The sequence below is a fragment of the Paenibacillus qinlingensis genome (genome assembly GCF_013204845.1).
In the GTDB taxonomy this organism is placed as follows: domain Bacteria; phylum Bacillota; class Bacilli; order Paenibacillales; family NBRC-103111; genus Paenibacillus_E; species Paenibacillus_E qinlingensis.
In genome coordinates this window covers 190,602-206,743 of the sequence record NZ_JABMKY010000003.1, presented here as the reverse complement: position 1 = coordinate 206,743, position 16,142 = coordinate 190,602, and the positions used below count along the sequence as shown (strand labels likewise).

Genomic DNA, 16,142 nt, shown 5'->3' with positions numbered 1-16,142 from the left:
TTGCTATTCATCTTTGCCTATCGGAATGACCATATTCCACGTCTGCGACGCATCATGAAAGCCCTTGGTACCATCCGATGTTGCTGCAAACAGATGCGTTGGCTTCCCATCCTGAAAGAATAAAAAAGGTCGTTCCAAATTGCCCATTGTACGTGTAACTCCATTATCCCAAGTCACATTTCGGGAATAGGCGAGTGATGGAAGGATTCGCCAATTCATGCCGTCCGTCGAAGACGCGTGTACACCGCCATACTTTTCACCACACAAATTGCCGTCCATATCCTTCGCAATCAATTCATATCCATCCTCAGTTCGCCAAATGAAAGGGTCTTCCAAATGAACGTCTGGCGGGAATAGCGGTTCTTCACTCATGACCAGATAAGGACCCTCGTAATGAGCCGCACGCGCAACGCCAAATGTCATCTTCCCATGGCCGTGACCTTCATATTGTCTAGCTTTGTAAATCAATAACACAGAACCGTCTTCCTCTACGCACGGTGCAGGATTGGACGTTAAGAAGCTATCGAACTTCCCTGGCCTTGTAGATATAATAGGGACATCGCGTCTTTCCCACGGTCCGTTAACACTGTTCGCTAGGGCTAATCCAATACGCTTGTTCGCTCGCGCTACGATACATCGCGGATCTTGGAGGTCATATCCATCACCAGCAATCGGATCAGGAAAGGGATGCGTTGATCCCATATAGAACAATAGGTACTTGTCTTTATGCTTAACGATATGCGGATTATGTGTACTGCGGCCATCCCAATACTCGGCTCCACGTGCAGGTAAGACTACCTCCTGAAATGTAAAGGGTCCTTCGGGCTGATCGGCAACAGCACGTACAATTTCCGACTGGACAAGCCAGCCCGGATGCATCGGAAGTGACTTCGGCCATCTCGAGGCAAATAGGTGAAATCGGCCATCTTCGCCTTGAACTACGGAACCGCACCAGACCCAGTAATCTTCCATTTGGAAGCCCCCGTTCACAGGTGCAGGCATGAAATTGTAAAGCATATGATCGCTCTCCTTCTATTGTTTATTCGTCATCTAGACACTCATTAATCTAATTTCTTTTAAGTTCATTAATACAGCACCGCAAATAGCTTGAGGCCGGATAGTCAGTGTATATTCACCAAAATTCTCAACATATAAAGGCCCAATCTCAAAGGTCTGGAATTCGTATTCCCCACCTGTTTGCATGACGCTAGCAACTACCTTATTGTCACCCGCTGCAATTTCGAAGATGCCTCCAACGGATGCATCACCTGCCCCATACACAGCAGCAACCCGATATGTGCCAGCCGTTATCACGCGAAACTCCCATGAGATTGAGTCTTGCATGGAAGACCAGTTTTTAAGATTGTCTCTCCCTTTTTTCCCCGTATCATAACGAATTGTCTCTCCGGTTAATTCACCATCGAATACCCCGAATACATGAGACACACCATTGGCAACTACGACTTGTTTCGGATTTGAAGCTATTTCTCCTTGAAATTCCACAGCTACTACGGTACAGATTGGATCAAGTGCTTCACTAGGCAGCAGGATGATATGATCACCAAAATCATTCAACAATTGATGGGGTAAGTTTCGTTTCGACGAATCTCCCAAGAGGTAACACTTCTGAATTGAATTAAGTAAACCAGGCAGCAATAGCTTCCCTCCAGCAGGCCAATCCCAAACGTGCAGATATAACGTATTTCCTTTCAACGTACAGCGGCCCCATGGTGTTCTGCCGATCGGACTTCCTTGAGAGCCATATATGCTTTCACCATTCACTCCTAACCAAGTGCCGATGACGCCAAGTAATTCGATTGATTTCGCGTCAATTTCTCCATCTCCCGTTGGCCCTACATTGATGACATAGTTCCCACCTAAACTAACGACATGGATCATATCATGGAGAATATCTTCGGAACTTCGCCACTGTTGGTCGGTTTGGTTATAGCCCCACGAATGATTTAACGTTGCGATCGATTCCCAGTCTCTCCTTGGTGTTCGCATATGGCGTTGATTGTCGCCAGTGTTCTCATAATCGCCGAATCCCTCACGACGAACCCGGCGATTGACTAAACAGCCTGGTTGCACGTCATGGACCAAATCCACAAATTGCTTACCCTGTTCATCCGTAATTTTATGTCCACAATCAAACCAAAGAATGCCGATAGGGCCATACTGTGTTAGAAGTTCCTTCACTTGGGGGAAGGCTTTTTCTTGTAAGTATCGCTCATAACGGGTGCTTTTGTTATCATCCTTCTCCCATGTGTGGAGCGCATCATAAGCACCAATATTAGCTGGATAATCCAATGTGTTTCCTTGGGAATCTGGATGATGCCAATCCATTGCGTGCGAGTAGTACAAGCAAAGAACCATATCTTCGCGCTGACAAGCAGCCGCTAATTCCGCCACAGGATCTCTGCCAAAAGGAGTTGCTTTAACAATCGAATAATCGCTGACTTGCGAATCGTACATGGCGAAACCTTCATGATGCTTAGCTGTAAAAATCATATATTTCAACCCGGCATCTTTCGCAACCCGAACCCACGCAGTCGCGTCAAATCGTGAAGCATGAAAATGATCGGCTATCTGTTCGTATTCGTGAATCGGAATTTGAGCCCTTAGCTGCAAATGCTCCGCGTAAGCCGCATTCACAGGATCACCTTTCCAAACACCGCCGGGCAATGAATATAATCCCCAGTGAATGAACAAGCCTACCTTTGCTTCGCGCCACCACGCGATTCGCAGCTCACGCTGTTCAACTGCCAGCACATCTTCGTCTTGGAAACGAATCTGTTGTAGATTATTCGCTTCTGCATTATCCATGAGATGATCCTTCGTCGACATCGTAGTTCCCCCTTTTCTGCAACAGCCTAAGCCTGAAATATCCGTTCAATATCCAATAGATCCGTTTCGGAAAGTTTGACCCCCGACGCCCTAACATTCTCTTCCACTTGTTGGGGGCGAGAAGCACCTATAATACAGCTAGCAACATTCTCTAACCGCAGGATCCATGCCAATGCTAGCTGTGCCAGATTTAATTCATTACGCTCTGCGATGGGTATTAGCTTCTCCACCTTACTTAGCTGCTCATCCTTCATCAGTTGAAAAATAGCGCCATTCTGCTCGGGATCCCCTGCCCTTGAATCGCTTGGGAACGGCATTCCCGGTTTATATTTACCCGTTAATATCCCTTGAGCTAGCGGCGAAAAAACGATCTGCCCGATTCCTTCCCTTGCACTTAAGGGAACAATTTCCTTTTCGATGCCACGCCTAAACATATGATATTGGGGTTGGTTGGAGATGATTGGATGTAATTGCAGCGCCTTGGCCATATGAACGGCATCAAGCAGTTGCTCAGATTTCCACATGCTAACACCCGTGTAAAGAACCTTACCTTGCGCGACCAGATCATCCAAGGCACGAAGCGTCTCTTCAAGTGGCGTATCCGTGTCATACCTATGACATTGATACAGGTCAATGTAATCTACACCGAGCCTTAGCAAGCTGGCATCGCATTGCTCCCTAATATGTTTACGGGACAATCCGCGGTCATTAGGCCCGTCCCCCATGGGCACACATACCTTGGTCGCTAGCACGTAGGAATCCCTTGGATACTTGGACAGTGCCCTGCCCATCACACGTTCTGCCTCTCCCTTATGATACACATTCGCTGTATCGAACAGATTTATGCCTAACTCGTAGGCTTTATCAATAATCGATTCCGATTGTTTGGCATCGATCGCACCACCATAGGTTAACCAACTGCCTAAACTGATTTCACTTACTTTTAAGCCACTCTTGCCTAATCGTCTGTACTGCATGCTAGGACCTCCTTATCAGAAATTGCCAAAGAGTGAGAATACTCGACCTTCGATTCGATGTTACTATCCCTGTTCCCCTTTGTCATTGTTCATACTTATACCCCTATGTCTTTTTTTATGATGGAGCGCTGTTTATGACACAAAGAACCGCCTAGGTCATTCACCCGGACGGTTCTTGTTCAGTATCTTTACTTCTAATTCCGTAAAGCTCTTAACCAGTCCAGCAATTGGGCTGCCATCGTTTCCTCAATGAATTTACCTTTTTGTGCTTGAATAAGTGCTTGTAGTGCATATAGCTTAGGATTGAGCTCTTGTTTGGAAGCCCTCTGAATCAGGTTTACGAGGGACATTAAGCCTCTGTAGATGCCTTCGTTTTTGATCCACCCCTTTTGTTTCGCAACAGCTAAGACTTCGTCCAAGTGATCTACATCCATATGAACTTGCAGATCATATTGCTGCGTGGTTATATTGCCAGCCCGATCTGTCGCTGTAACAGTAACCAAGTGGTTCCCCAGTGTAAGTGACATCGGTTCAATGACATATGGCGAATCAATCGGTTTGCCGTCCAGTTGTATCGTTTGATTCGCAACGCCACTTAGGGCATCCGTAATGCCAAAGTCCAAGTGAATGGTGTCTGTTGCGTAAACAGCCATGGAGACTGATGAGGTGATACGAGGACCGCTTCGATCCAATTGAATCGTTGTTGATCTCTGAGCTTCCTCGTTGCCAGCCACATCAACGCTGTAATACCTGAGCTCCGTCGTACCTTCGCTATCAATCTGAATGGTAGTTCCTTCTATGAAGCTACTACCGTTCACACTGTAATACGTATGTGCAACACCACTGCCTCCATCTGTTGCAGCAAGGTGAATCGTTTGTACATCTTTGTGCCATCCGCTTCCCACATCATCTGTCGTAGCTGGCGCGGTCACATCTGCATCTCCGCCTACGTAGATTTCATTAATATTGTTCCACGTATCCTTGGAGTTGCCCTTTCCGTTGTATTTGACATATCGCGCATTTTCTTTCCCGAACTGAAAAATCTCTAAGCCTGCTGTTTTCCCGCTGCTTTTGCCACTATACACAGTCTTCCAGTTCATTCCGTCTTGTGAAACCTGCAGATCGAAGTTGTATTTATCGACATCCCCTTTGAGAAAAGCAAGAAGCACTGATCGAATCGGCTTCACTTCGCCAAGATCGAATTGAATCCAATGCGTAATCCCCTTTGCCGCATAACGAGTAGTCAAATCACCATCGATGGCACTGGCAGGCGGGAAGCTCGCATGATAACCTGCGCTAGCCGACACAGCTTGAATGGGATAAGTAATGAAACGATCCGGCACCTCACCGTAAATAGGATAACCCGTCAGCTGCACCTCATATTTAGCTTGCAAATAGGGATCTTGTCGATCCTTCACAGTAATGACAGCTGTTCCGAACACCTGCTGCGGCTGCGCAATCTCCACAATATGATCGCTCTTAGCGCTAATTGTTGGTATGACTTTCGTACCCAGCGGCAGAGCTACAGCATAGGTATACTTCGAAGGTGAAAAACTGACCATTGATACACCGTTGACTTGAATATCCGTTAATTTCGGCAATAATGATTCAATTGGCGGTGTAGGGCTCTTAGACAAAACGAGCTTATCCAGCCGGGCACCGTTTCCTTGCGATTTTATGTTAACCTCATGAAATCCATCTGTTAATGCAAAAGGCAGTTCTGCCGTCGTCCATCCCCAAGTCGATCCCGCAGCTACAGGTAAATGAACTTCAGTCCCTTCATCCACGGATACCTGTAAGCTTCCCTCACCTGCTCCGCTTGAGGAGCCTAACACATGCAAATATACAATGCCGCCATGCGAGACATTCAAATCATACGTTAATGAGGCTGTCCCCTCTTCAGGGGATCGCATGAAAGCGCCTTTGGAACAAGGGTCACAACCCCCTCTCGTAAAATAACCCGTCCTGCTCGCGTAACTCTCCGCTTCCCACGTTGGCGATAAATCAGCATCAACCTGACGCGTCCAGCTCGTATGGTCTTTCACCCACATGATGCGGGCAAAATAAATGGGACTGGTTAAAACCGTACTCATATAGTAGGGATTTGCAAGCAATTTATATACCGTTGGATCTGGATTGTACGGTGAAATATGAAGGTACTCACTCCAGAGATTCGTTAAGGTGCAGTTCGTTGGGAGTCCATCCACTTTACAATAGAAGTTGCCTGTACCCGTAGCGATCACATAACGAATCGTATTGGAAAGTTTAATTAATGTGTCTTGCGTAACGCCGTATTTCCCGCGATCATATGCCCTCGTCATGCCCATGATATCATTCGCTGCGTGAACACCGTCGGCGTCCTCGACTTTACCGAAGTAGTCGGCCACATACCACCATTTATACACATCATGGCCTTGTACTTGATAGGGTTCTAAGGAAGCCGTAAACCAATCGATCGATGCGTGGACAATGCGGTCATAGAGGTCTACTCTTGTCTGATCGTCGGCTAGAAGTTCATGACATTCCGCCAAACGCATTAAACCGTTATTGATCATCATTTGCTGATTCCATGGAATCGCTGAGTTAGGAGCTCCACTTCCCGTTGTACTCCAGCGTACATCGTTCGGCCAATACTGGCGCAAGGTATCTGGCTTCACGAAATTTGGGATCATATACGTATCCATGGATTTATCTAACTCGGTGATGTACGATTTCGCTCGTTGCAAATACGTCTCACCGTATAGTGAGCCATTGCCATAAGGAACAACTTGGTTCCACAATGACTTGTTCTGAAGAATCAGTTTCGCACTGTAAGCAATGTGTCCAATCACATCGCCATTCTCGCTGCCTGAATAACCATCAATGAGCAAACCATCACTATTAACTTCGCCAACCTTTTTGTTTGGCCATGCCAGCTCCCTGTTTCCATTCCACAGAACACGGCCAGTAACTGGATTATTCCTAGCAGAAAGCATATTCTCGCTAAAGGAAATCATCCGATCGAGAATAGCTTGATCTCCACTAATTTCGTACATATAGCCCATTGCTTCAACATTCTGACCGCTAGGACCATAGACGAAATCATTGCCTATATTACTAACCGGCAGACCGACAGATGTAGATAAGATATATTGCTTAAACGAAAGAATCTCCTCTTGCGTAACAGGACCGTCTAGGCTGTTAACCACCATAGGCGCCCCTGTGGCAGCAGATGCGTTTGGCGTCGTTAAAGGAGCCCATATTCCCGAACAACTTAGTGTAATCGCCAAGCATGAGACCAGTAATTTGCGCCATCCTTTTGTTATTTTCGCTGGAATTGCAGCTAACATTATGTACCCTCCTTATTTTCGCGATGCATTGTAATCGCTTACATCATTTATCATAGTTTTTGTGTCACTTGCTCGCATACTAGTTTTTTAAGCACCTATTCAACAAAATTATGATTCTTCATTAATCGTGGACCGTAGCTAAGTTCCTATGCGAAAAAACGACCACATAACCTATTACGGCTATGTAGTCGTTCATTTCTTTAATTATACACTTCCATCTCATTAATCGTCGGTACCGCGCTTGCCGTATTAATGTACAGCCTCAGGTACCTAGAAGTCACCGGAGAGAAGTTAACTGTTTGGCTAGCACCGATTGCGGTTCCTGATGTTCCGGCAATATCCGAATAGGTTGTGCCATCGTTCGAGAACTGCAGCTTGTAAGAAGTTACCCTCTGGAACGTGATTTCTTTCATCACAACCTGATTGAACGTGGTGGCAGCACCGAAATCGACGCTTATCCATTGATTATTCAGGGAACCACTGGATGCGGACCAACGAGAGGTATTCGAGATCTCACCATCAAACGCATTCGCGGCAGGATATGACGCATTCCATATGGTTGAGGCAGTATATGTTTTGCCCAATGCGATGTTGCCTCCTGCTGCCAAAGTCGTTGCGCTGATCGTATTACTTGCAGCAGAAACATTACTTGCCGCATCCTTCGCTTTTATCGTATAGCTGTATGCGGTCGATGCAGCGAGTCCCGTATCGCTAAACGAAGTTGTCGTCGAAGATCCGGCCAAGGCGGCACCACGATAGACATCATACCCCGTTACGCCCACATTATCTGTCGAAGCGCTCCAGCTCAAATTGATTTGACTGCTTGATGCTGCCGTTGCTGTCACATTTGTCGGTACTGATGGTGCCGTTGTATCTGTTCCGCTTGGACCAAATACTTCCATTTCGTCGATGTTCGGTATGTTGCTGGCTGTTGTTATGAACAGTCTTACATACCTGGAGCTCACACTCGCAAAGTTAATCGTTTTATTGGCGCCGATTGTCGTACCTGCCGTACCGGCGATATCTGTATAAGAGGTACCGTCGTTAGAGATCTGGAGCTTGTAAGCCGTGACCCTTGGGAACGAAATTTCTTTGATCACGACTTGGTTGTACGTGGCAGGTGTGCCAAAATCAACACTAATCCATTGATTGTTGAAGGAACCACTCGATGCAGACCAACGAGTCGCAACATCTCCATCAAACGCTTTATCACCTAAATAAGATGCACTCCATGTCGTTGAAGCACTATATGTTTTACCTAAAGCGAGATTCCCCGACAAAGATGACGTCGTTGCACTTGCTGTGTTGCTTGCAGCGGATGCGTTACTTGCCGAATCTTTGGCTTTAATCGTATAGCTATAAGCTGTCGATGCGCTAAGTCCCGTATCGCTATACGAAGTTGTCGTCGAAGTTCCGACTAGAGCAGTTCCTCGATATACATCGTAGCCCGTTACCCCTATATTGTCAGTTGAAGCTGTCCAGTTCAAATCGATTTGACTGCCCGAAACTGGCGATGCCGTCAAATTCGTTGGTGCTGTAGGAGCTTGTGTATCCGGTGTGCTACCTGCCACTGGCTTCCACCAGTTACCTGAGATGAAAAGCATGTTTAACAACGTATAGCTTTCGTCGTAGTAGCCTGTTTTATGGCTTTTCATCCAATCCCATCCCGCATTAATCCAGGCTTGATGGCTGCTGTTCGTAACGGCTGCTGCAATGAATGGAGAGACGAAAACGCCTGCTGGTCCGCTAGCTGAACCAGTCACGGTTCCATCCAACTTATAACCGTCTTTCACATTGTTCGGATTTCCGCCTGTTTTCCCCTTAATCCAAACAGCCATTTTGTCAGCGATTGTTTTTCCTCTCGCATCTCCATAGAGCGCGTAGTCCATAACGATTCGGAGCGGTACGCGAGCCGCATTGTAGTTATATTCGTTCGTTTCAGGAAACTCATCCAAATAATTGGCGGGAGCTGGCTGCGGAGGATTACCGACAACAAAGTCCGAAATCAGCCCTGTACTTGGCGAATAAGAAGTGCTGAATGAACTGTAAACACTGTACAGATTGTTAATGACATTCAGCCAAGTTTGATCACCTGTAACGTCGTAATAGGCTCTTAAATGAGAGAGCATCCAATCAGACGGTCTCGTATTCAAAACGCTTTTGCCATCCCAATCGCCCAAGTTTAATCGATTATTGGTTGTAACATTACTGACTTTAATTCCGTCCGTAATCATTTTTTGGGCTTCCGCTAAGTAATTGATCGTTCCTGCTGATCCCCATTGATAATGAGCTAGAATCAAGGAATAAGCAATATCCATATCACCGTCAGTCGCCGAATCGAAATGTCCTTGTGCGCCCGCGTTATCTGCCACTACCCAACCCATCAAGTTGGCATTTTGTGTGCTTTTATAAGCCCTAGCTGTCTTAAACAGCCCGTCGTAAATCGTTTTTGCATTGGCGTCATAGCCTGCCATTAACGCCGTAATGACCATGCCATATCCTTGACCTTCAGAAGAGCCTAGGGGGACATACCCATCTGCGTCACCAGTTATTTCCCCTTTCACATAGTAACCGCCAGGCAAGGAGGACAAGTTATTTTTCAAATAGCTTGATTTCCATGAATTATAGTACGCTGCGACATCTGTATTCATTTGAGACTGCGAAATATGATCAGGCTTTGTAATCCCTGGATAGTTGACTTGCTGTGGAAAAGGCTTTTGCTCACCTGCCGCATGCGCACTCTGCTCGAAAGCCGGCGAAAGAATGGGTGCCATAAAAAGGGTAACGCATATCACAGCAATTGACCACTTGTTCCTCCTGTTTGTGACAGGTCTTACTTGGATCTCATCCATGCTAATACCTCCACTTCAAGTATGTTCGCAGATAAAAGAGACAATTGACTTACTGATTATATATTTCCATCTCGTTTATCGTCGGAGTATCGCTTGCCGTGCTGATATAAAGTCGCATAAATCTGGATGAAATGGAAGAAAAGTTGATCGTTTTATTGGTACCGATTACCGTCCCCGATGTTCCAGCTATGTCCGTAAAGGTTGTGCCATCGCTCGATGACTGGAGCTTGTAAGACGTTACTCGCTGGAACGTGACTTCTTTGATCACTACCTGATTGTACGTGGTGGCCGCACCCAAATCGACGCTGATCCATTGGTTATTCAGGGAACCACTCGATGCTGACCAGCGGGACGCATTGGTGGTATCTCCATCGAACGCATTTGCGGCAGGATAAGACGCATTCCATATCGTAGATGCATTATACGTTTTGCCTAAAGCGAGATTCCCAATGTTGTTGTATACCTCTATCTCGTCGATTGTCGGTACAGCGCTGGCAGTGGTTACATATAATCGCAAATACCTGGCGTTCACACCTGTGAAGTTGATCGTCTTGCTTGCGCCGATCGTGGTGCCCGATGTACCTGCAATATCTGTATAGGTCGTGCCGTCGCTAGAGGACTGAAGCTTGAAAGCCGTCACCCTCTGGAAGGTAATTTCTTTGATAACGACTTGATTGAACGAGGTGGCGGCACCCAAATCGACGCTGACCCATTGGTTATTCAGGGAACCACTTGATGCTGACCAGCGGGTAGCTGAGCTGCCATCAAACGCATTCGCCGCAGGATAAGTGGCACTCCAAATCGTAGATGCGTTGTACGTTCTGCCCAAAGCGAGATTGCCCCCGCCCGATTGCGTCGTTGCGTTAGCTGTATTGCTTGCTGCGGACAAGTTTGCTGCAGCATCCTCTGCTCTTACCGTATAGCTGTATGCGGTCGAAGCACTAAGCCCCGTATCGCTGTATGATGGCGATGTTGAAGACCCAACTAATGTGCCATCCCGGTATACATTGTATTCCGTTACCCCCACATTATCTGTCGAAGCACTCCAGCTCAAATTGATTTGACTGTTAGATGCTGCCGTTGCAGTCAAGCCCGTCGGTGTTGTCGGCGCTTGGGTATCTGAAGGCGCTTGCGTCGTTGCACTAGCTGTATTGCTTGCTGCTGAAATGTTAGTTGCCGCATCCTTCGCTTTTACCGTATAACTGTAGGCTGTTGAGGCAGTGAGTCCTGTATCACTGTAAGACGTTGTCGTTGAAGTCCCGACCAATGTGGCACCGCGATAGACATTATACCCTGTTACCCCTACATTGTCTGACGAAGCTGTCCAACTCAAATTAATTTGAGAGCTGGATGCCGCATTTGCTGTTAAATTGGTCGGTGCCGATGGTGCTGTAGTATCCGTTCCGCTTGTGCCGTATACTTCCATCTCTTCGATATTCGGTATGTTGCTGGCTGAAGTGATATAAAGCCTGACATATCTGGAGCTTACATTCGAAAAAGTAATCGTTTTATTAGAACCGATTGTCGTTCCTGTGGTTCCTGCTATATCCGTAAAGGTCGTTCCATCCGTCGAGGACTGGAGCTTGTATGCCGTGACCCTTGGGAACGAAATTTCTTTGATCACGACTTGGTTGTACGTGACAGGTGAGCCGAAATCAACACTAATCCATTGATTGTTAAAGGAACCACTCGATGCAGACCAGCGAGTCGCTGTATCTCCGTCAAAGGCTTTATCCCCCAAGTATGCTGCGCTCCATGTGGTGGACGCGCTGTAAGTTTTGCCCAACGCGAGATTGCCAGATGAGACCAATGTCGTTGCACTAGCTGTATTGCTTGCTGCTGATACATTAGCTGCCGCATCCTTCGCTTTTACCGTATAGTTGTAGGCCGTCGAAGCACTGAGTCCTGTTTCGGTGAAGGATGTCGTTGTAGAAGTACCGACTAATATTGCACCACGATAGACGTTATAACCAGTAACGGCCACGTTATCTGTAGAAGCCGTCCAGCTCAAATTGATTTGACTGCTTGATGCTGCGGTTGCGGTCAAATTGGTCGGTGTAGTCGGTGCTTGCGTATCACTGCCCGTGTATCTTTGATTTTTCACATACATTAGACGGGCGAATGAAGCCATCGTTGTACTTGTCATATTAGGCATGGTCGCATTAGCCAACGTGTAATAAACATCCGGGCGGAGCGCTGCTAATTGGAGATTGCCGCTGCGAGGATAAGTCGTCGGCGCACCATGCCCCGTCCCGTCCGTTCCGTCAACTCGACCCGCGTAATCACCAGGTCCCCTCATCATTACATCGGCATACATGTTGGCAAATGGCGTCATCATCGACGCTGTAATACCATAACGACCGATCAGAAACGCTCGATAAAAGCCTGATATATCCAGTGCGCCATGATTGGAATCTTCGCCTCCCAGCAGGGTCGGATTATAACCCCAGTTATAGGCTGTGTTTCCTTTACTGTCCGTATAAGTTTGTTTGGCTGAATTGTCGCTAAAAAACCAATTGAGATTCGTCTGAACAATCCCGTCGTATTGTGTAACGAGAGAAGGGTTATCTCCTTTAATCGCATGAGCCGCTGCCAAATTCTGCAGGCCGTAGGTGATCATCATTTGCTGATTCCACGGAAATACCCCGCCAGGCATGTAAGGCGATTGCGTTTGGAAGTACAGTTTATTCCCTCTCGACAGATCTAGCAGCTTGGGAAAGAGGAATTGGCTAACCACATAATCGGCTTCTGTAATAAAGGTATTCGCCCGTTGAACATAGGTCGCGCCATGTCCATAAGCATCGCCGATGGGAACCGTTGTGTTCGCAATTCCCGGTGTCTGCAGGATCAGCCTGCCGCAGTAGGCAAGATGGCCAATGGAGTCGCCATTGGCTGAATCTGCAGAAGCCGTACCGGCGTTATTCCCCGGCCATACTGGCGCAATCGTGTTAGTCCACACGGTGCGCTGCCCATATGGAGCAGGGAGGATATCGTTACGCTGCGAAAGCAGCACGTCACAGAAATAGATCATACGATCGAGGATTTCTGTATCATTCGTTAACTCATACATGAGCCCCATCGCTTTGATGTTCTCACCGCTTTTGCCCTGCGCATATTCGCTTTGCATGGAGCCGGTATTGGGCCAGACAACAGGCTCCACCGTCTGAATATAGGATTTGAAGGAGTTTATCTCGTTCTGTGTGATGGGTCCATCGAAACTGTCAACCACCATGGGCCCGGCGGCCGAGGCATGGTTTCCCTGGAACATGCCAATGAGAAAAGCGAACATGAGTCCAAATAAAATCAGTTGTTTTTGGGAGAAAGTAAAACCATATGGCTTCTTCTTGTTGTAAGAAATGATGGAAGCTGACATTATACAACCCTCTTTACACATCCCCATCGGCTGGGGTATTTGCTGACATCATGCTCGACTTTTTGTCATGCCATTCAACATCATAAGTTGGAGATATAGCACCTCCTTATTCATTCCCCCACTCATATTAAAGCGTTTTCATAAAAATAGGAATAAGTGCTGCTAACTACTTTTTTTGTTAAACTAACCTAATTGATAGACCTGCCGATAATCGGATGGTGACATGCCTACATGTTTTTTAAAGGAGGTTGAGAAATAGGAACCATCTTGAAATCCTGTCATATAAGCGACTTCGGTCACAGAGAAGGATGAGTACACGAGTAGTTCTTTGGCCTTCTCCATCCTTCGATCGTAAATATACCGCATTGGCGAGACGCCGAAATGTGTTTTAAAATAACGAATGAAATAATTGGGATGAAAATGTGCCATTTGCGATAGCTCCTGAATGGTCAATTCTTTGTCCAAATTCTCATCAATGTATTTGATTGTGTGAACCAATTTGTTCACGGATGATAACTTGATATTTATTTTTGTTTCCTTCCATCCTTCGTCGATATAAAAAGCCATCATTTCAAGCAAGGCTGCCTGGATTTTAATAGAAGATGTCAGTCCAACATGACCTCGATTGATAATCAATTCCTCGAAATAACCCAACAATCGCGAACTATTCCCCACAGTAATGATAGGGGGGATCCCGATCGATCGAAAGAGTTGACTGAAACGGATATTGGATGTGAAATGGCACCAGTACATGGTAAACGGTGGACCGTTTGTTACGGAAAAGGACTGGTTAACCCCTGCTGGAGCGAAAAACAATTGCCCAGACTTCGGTTGATACAGCTTGCCCTCAATTTGGATCCATCCTTCGCCTTCACAAATATAATAGAATTTATTATAAGCGGGAATAAAATTGAGATGTTTCCAGTCCTGGGTACATACGGAATGCTTCGCATATAATAATTTCACTCTTAAATCGGAAAGCTGATGATACAACATATGATTTGTTATGGGCACAGCTTCCACATCCTTTATCGAATTGAGAAAAGCCCCACCTGCCATTAGGCAGGCGAAGCATAGTTCCCATTCGTCATTAAAGGTCTTACCCTTATTTTTTCTTAGTATCGAATGCTTGTTGGTAGATTTGTAAGTACCTCGGCAGTTTCATATTATCCAAATTCTTCAAATACTCATCCCATTTTTTATCAATATCCAAGTCCCCGATAATCATTCTCGCGGTTGATTCTTTCCGATAATCATCAATGGTTTTACTAATATTAGCGATTTCATCTGTCTGCTCGTTTGTGAAGTTTAAAGCCGGAATCATCTTCTTAGGGTCCGGTTTATACGGCTCATATTTCGTCAGCGTTTCTTTATACAGGATGTCTTCCAGTGGATTTTTGGGATCAGCTGTTTGCGCTAAACGCCACTCGTTCGTACGGAGCGAAGGACCCACTTGTCCCCAAGTAGCATTCTTTGCTCCAGGGGAAGTATTACCGATTAACGTGTATTTGGCAGGCTTGCCATTGATACCAATCTCATTAGGAGCAGCTACTTTCCATTCCATATCCGGTCTGCCCAGTATGGCGCGATTAGTGGCTTCCTCCGAGTACAGGAAATCTGCTAAGCGCATGGCAATTTCCGGATTCTTGGCTTTGTTCGTAATCACAAATGATCCAGATGTAATACTTTGCGGAATATATTTGGAAGCTTGGACGCCATTAGGACCTTTTAAAGGTGGCACAGCAACGTAATCCAACCAACGCGTTCCTTCCAATGTGTTGAAGATCGTAGGATGTTGTGCCGCAACTACACCCAAGATAACATTGTCCGGATTTTCACCTAATTTCCTTAATTGATTCCGGTCCTGTGTTAATGATTGGGGATCAACCAAGCCTTCTTTGAACAACTTGTTAATATACTTAAGCCCTTCCTTATATTCTGGTTGCGTAAAGGCCGCGTTAATTTTGCCGTCTTTCATAAACTGCATATTACGATCGCTGTCAATAAATGCTTGCAAGAGGAAAGTATCAATGTAAGAGTTGGCAATGTTGGCTCCGATAAACGGAATTTCATCCGCTTTTTTATTGCCGTTCGGGTCTTTCTCTTTAAACGCTTTCAATACCTGATAAAACTCATCTGTCGTTGTTGGCATCTTCATACCAACCGCATTGAGCCACTTCTGATTAATCCATAATTTGGTAGGCTGCGTACAGTGAAAGCACTCGTTAACTGACGGTAGACCATAAATGTTGCCATCTGGTGAAGTAGAAAGTTCTTTCGTGTACGGGAGTGCTGTAAACATTTTTTTGGATTCAACGCCATATTTATCGATGAGTTTGTTCAGTGGGATAAACACACCGTCTTTGCCATATAAGGTTAATTGGATTTGATCAATGTTGAATCCTAGATAAACATCCGGATAATCACCGCTGGCAAGAGAAATATTTAACTTCTGTTTCGGATCGCTTGCTACTTCCCATTCGAGATGAATGTTCGTTTTTTCTTCCAGCCATTTGGTAAACTCGTTCGTTGCAAAATTTTCTACCGCTGGATTCGTTCGCGACAACACTTTGAGTGTCGTTTTCTCCTTGGTAATCGGAAGCACACCAGGTGGATTCACGACTTCGTTCTGTGCTGCTGCTGTTGAATCTGGCAGTTTCGTAGCCTCAGAGCTCGTATCCGCTGTTTTACTACAACCGCTTAGCACCACTGTTGCACTTAAGATGAGGCTGATCGCTGGGCCCCACAATTTCATTCTTTGCAT

The 16,142-nt window shown here is 46.0% G+C and carries 8 protein-coding genes and 1 pseudogene; all 9 read right to left on the bottom strand.

Annotated elements, in window-relative coordinates; genetic code table 11:
- Positions 1 to 3: 3 nt before the first annotated feature.
- The 9 genes and pseudogenes from HQN88_RS07585 to HQN88_RS07535 all read right to left on the bottom strand — a co-directional run bounded on the left by HQN88_RS07585 (position 4) and on the right by HQN88_RS07535 (position 16,142).
- A complete protein-coding gene (locus tag HQN88_RS07585; protein ID WP_173109722.1) occupies positions 4 to 1,017 on the bottom strand; it encodes a glycoside hydrolase family protein in 1,014 nt (337 codons plus the stop codon).
- A gap of 33 nt (positions 1,018 to 1,050) precedes the next feature.
- Positions 1,051 to 2,847 (bottom strand): alpha-L-fucosidase, encoded by a 1,797-nt coding sequence (locus HQN88_RS07580; RefSeq protein WP_173109720.1) that lies wholly within the window; start codon positions 2,845 to 2,847, stop codon positions 1,051 to 1,053.
- 26 nt (positions 2,848 to 2,873) lie between these two features.
- On the bottom strand, positions 2,874 to 3,824 hold the full coding sequence (locus HQN88_RS07575) for an aldo/keto reductase family protein (RefSeq protein ID WP_173109718.1): 951 nt from the start codon (positions 3,822 to 3,824) through the stop codon (positions 2,874 to 2,876).
- A gap of 194 nt (positions 3,825 to 4,018) precedes the next feature.
- A complete protein-coding gene (locus tag HQN88_RS07570; RefSeq protein ID WP_173109716.1) occupies positions 4,019 to 7,153 on the bottom strand; it encodes a discoidin domain-containing protein in 3,135 nt (1,044 codons plus the stop codon).
- A 200-nt stretch (positions 7,154 to 7,353) separates the two neighbouring features.
- Positions 7,354 to 8,724, bottom strand: a complete 1,371-nt coding sequence (locus HQN88_RS37550; protein ID WP_274318777.1) for a discoidin domain-containing protein — start codon at positions 8,722 to 8,724, stop codon at positions 7,354 to 7,356.
- Positions 8,722 to 9,891, bottom strand: a pseudogene (locus HQN88_RS37545) (family 8 glycosyl hydrolase); the annotation flags it as partial. The pseudogene HQN88_RS37545 and the gene HQN88_RS37550, both read right to left, overlap by 3 nt.
- Positions 9,892 to 10,054: 163 nt before the next feature.
- Complete coding sequence (locus HQN88_RS37295) at positions 10,055 to 13,378, bottom strand: discoidin domain-containing protein (protein ID WP_216855658.1); 3,324 nt, start codon at positions 13,376 to 13,378, stop codon at positions 10,055 to 10,057.
- 183 nt (positions 13,379 to 13,561) lie between these two features.
- Complete coding sequence (locus tag HQN88_RS07540) at positions 13,562 to 14,392, bottom strand: AraC family transcriptional regulator (protein ID WP_173109712.1); 831 nt, start codon at positions 14,390 to 14,392, stop codon at positions 13,562 to 13,564.
- A gap of 91 nt (positions 14,393 to 14,483) precedes the next feature.
- Positions 14,484 to 16,142, bottom strand: a complete 1,659-nt coding sequence (locus HQN88_RS07535; protein WP_246320111.1) for an ABC transporter substrate-binding protein — start codon at positions 16,140 to 16,142, stop codon at positions 14,484 to 14,486.

What these genes read in the sequence shown, in the direction of transcription:
- HQN88_RS07535 (WP_246320111.1), bottom strand. Translation starts at nt 16,142, where the DNA reads ATGCAAAGAATGAAATTGTGGGGCCCAGCGATCAGCCTCATCTTAAGT.
- HQN88_RS07575 (WP_173109718.1), bottom strand. Translation starts at nt 3,824, where the DNA reads ATGCAGTACAGACGATTAGGCAAGAGTGGCTTAAAAGTAAGTGAAATC.
- HQN88_RS37295 (WP_216855658.1), bottom strand. Translation starts at nt 13,378, where the DNA reads ATGTCAGCTTCCATCATTTCTTACAACAAGAAGAAGCCATATGGTTTT.
- HQN88_RS07570 (WP_173109716.1), bottom strand. Translation starts at nt 7,153, where the DNA reads ATGTTAGCTGCAATTCCAGCGAAAATAACAAAAGGATGGCGCAAATTA.
- HQN88_RS07585 (WP_173109722.1), bottom strand. Translation starts at nt 1,017, where the DNA reads ATGCTTTACAATTTCATGCCTGCACCTGTGAACGGGGGCTTCCAAATG.
- HQN88_RS07580 (WP_173109720.1), bottom strand. Translation starts at nt 2,847, where the DNA reads ATGTCGACGAAGGATCATCTCATGGATAATGCAGAAGCGAATAATCTA.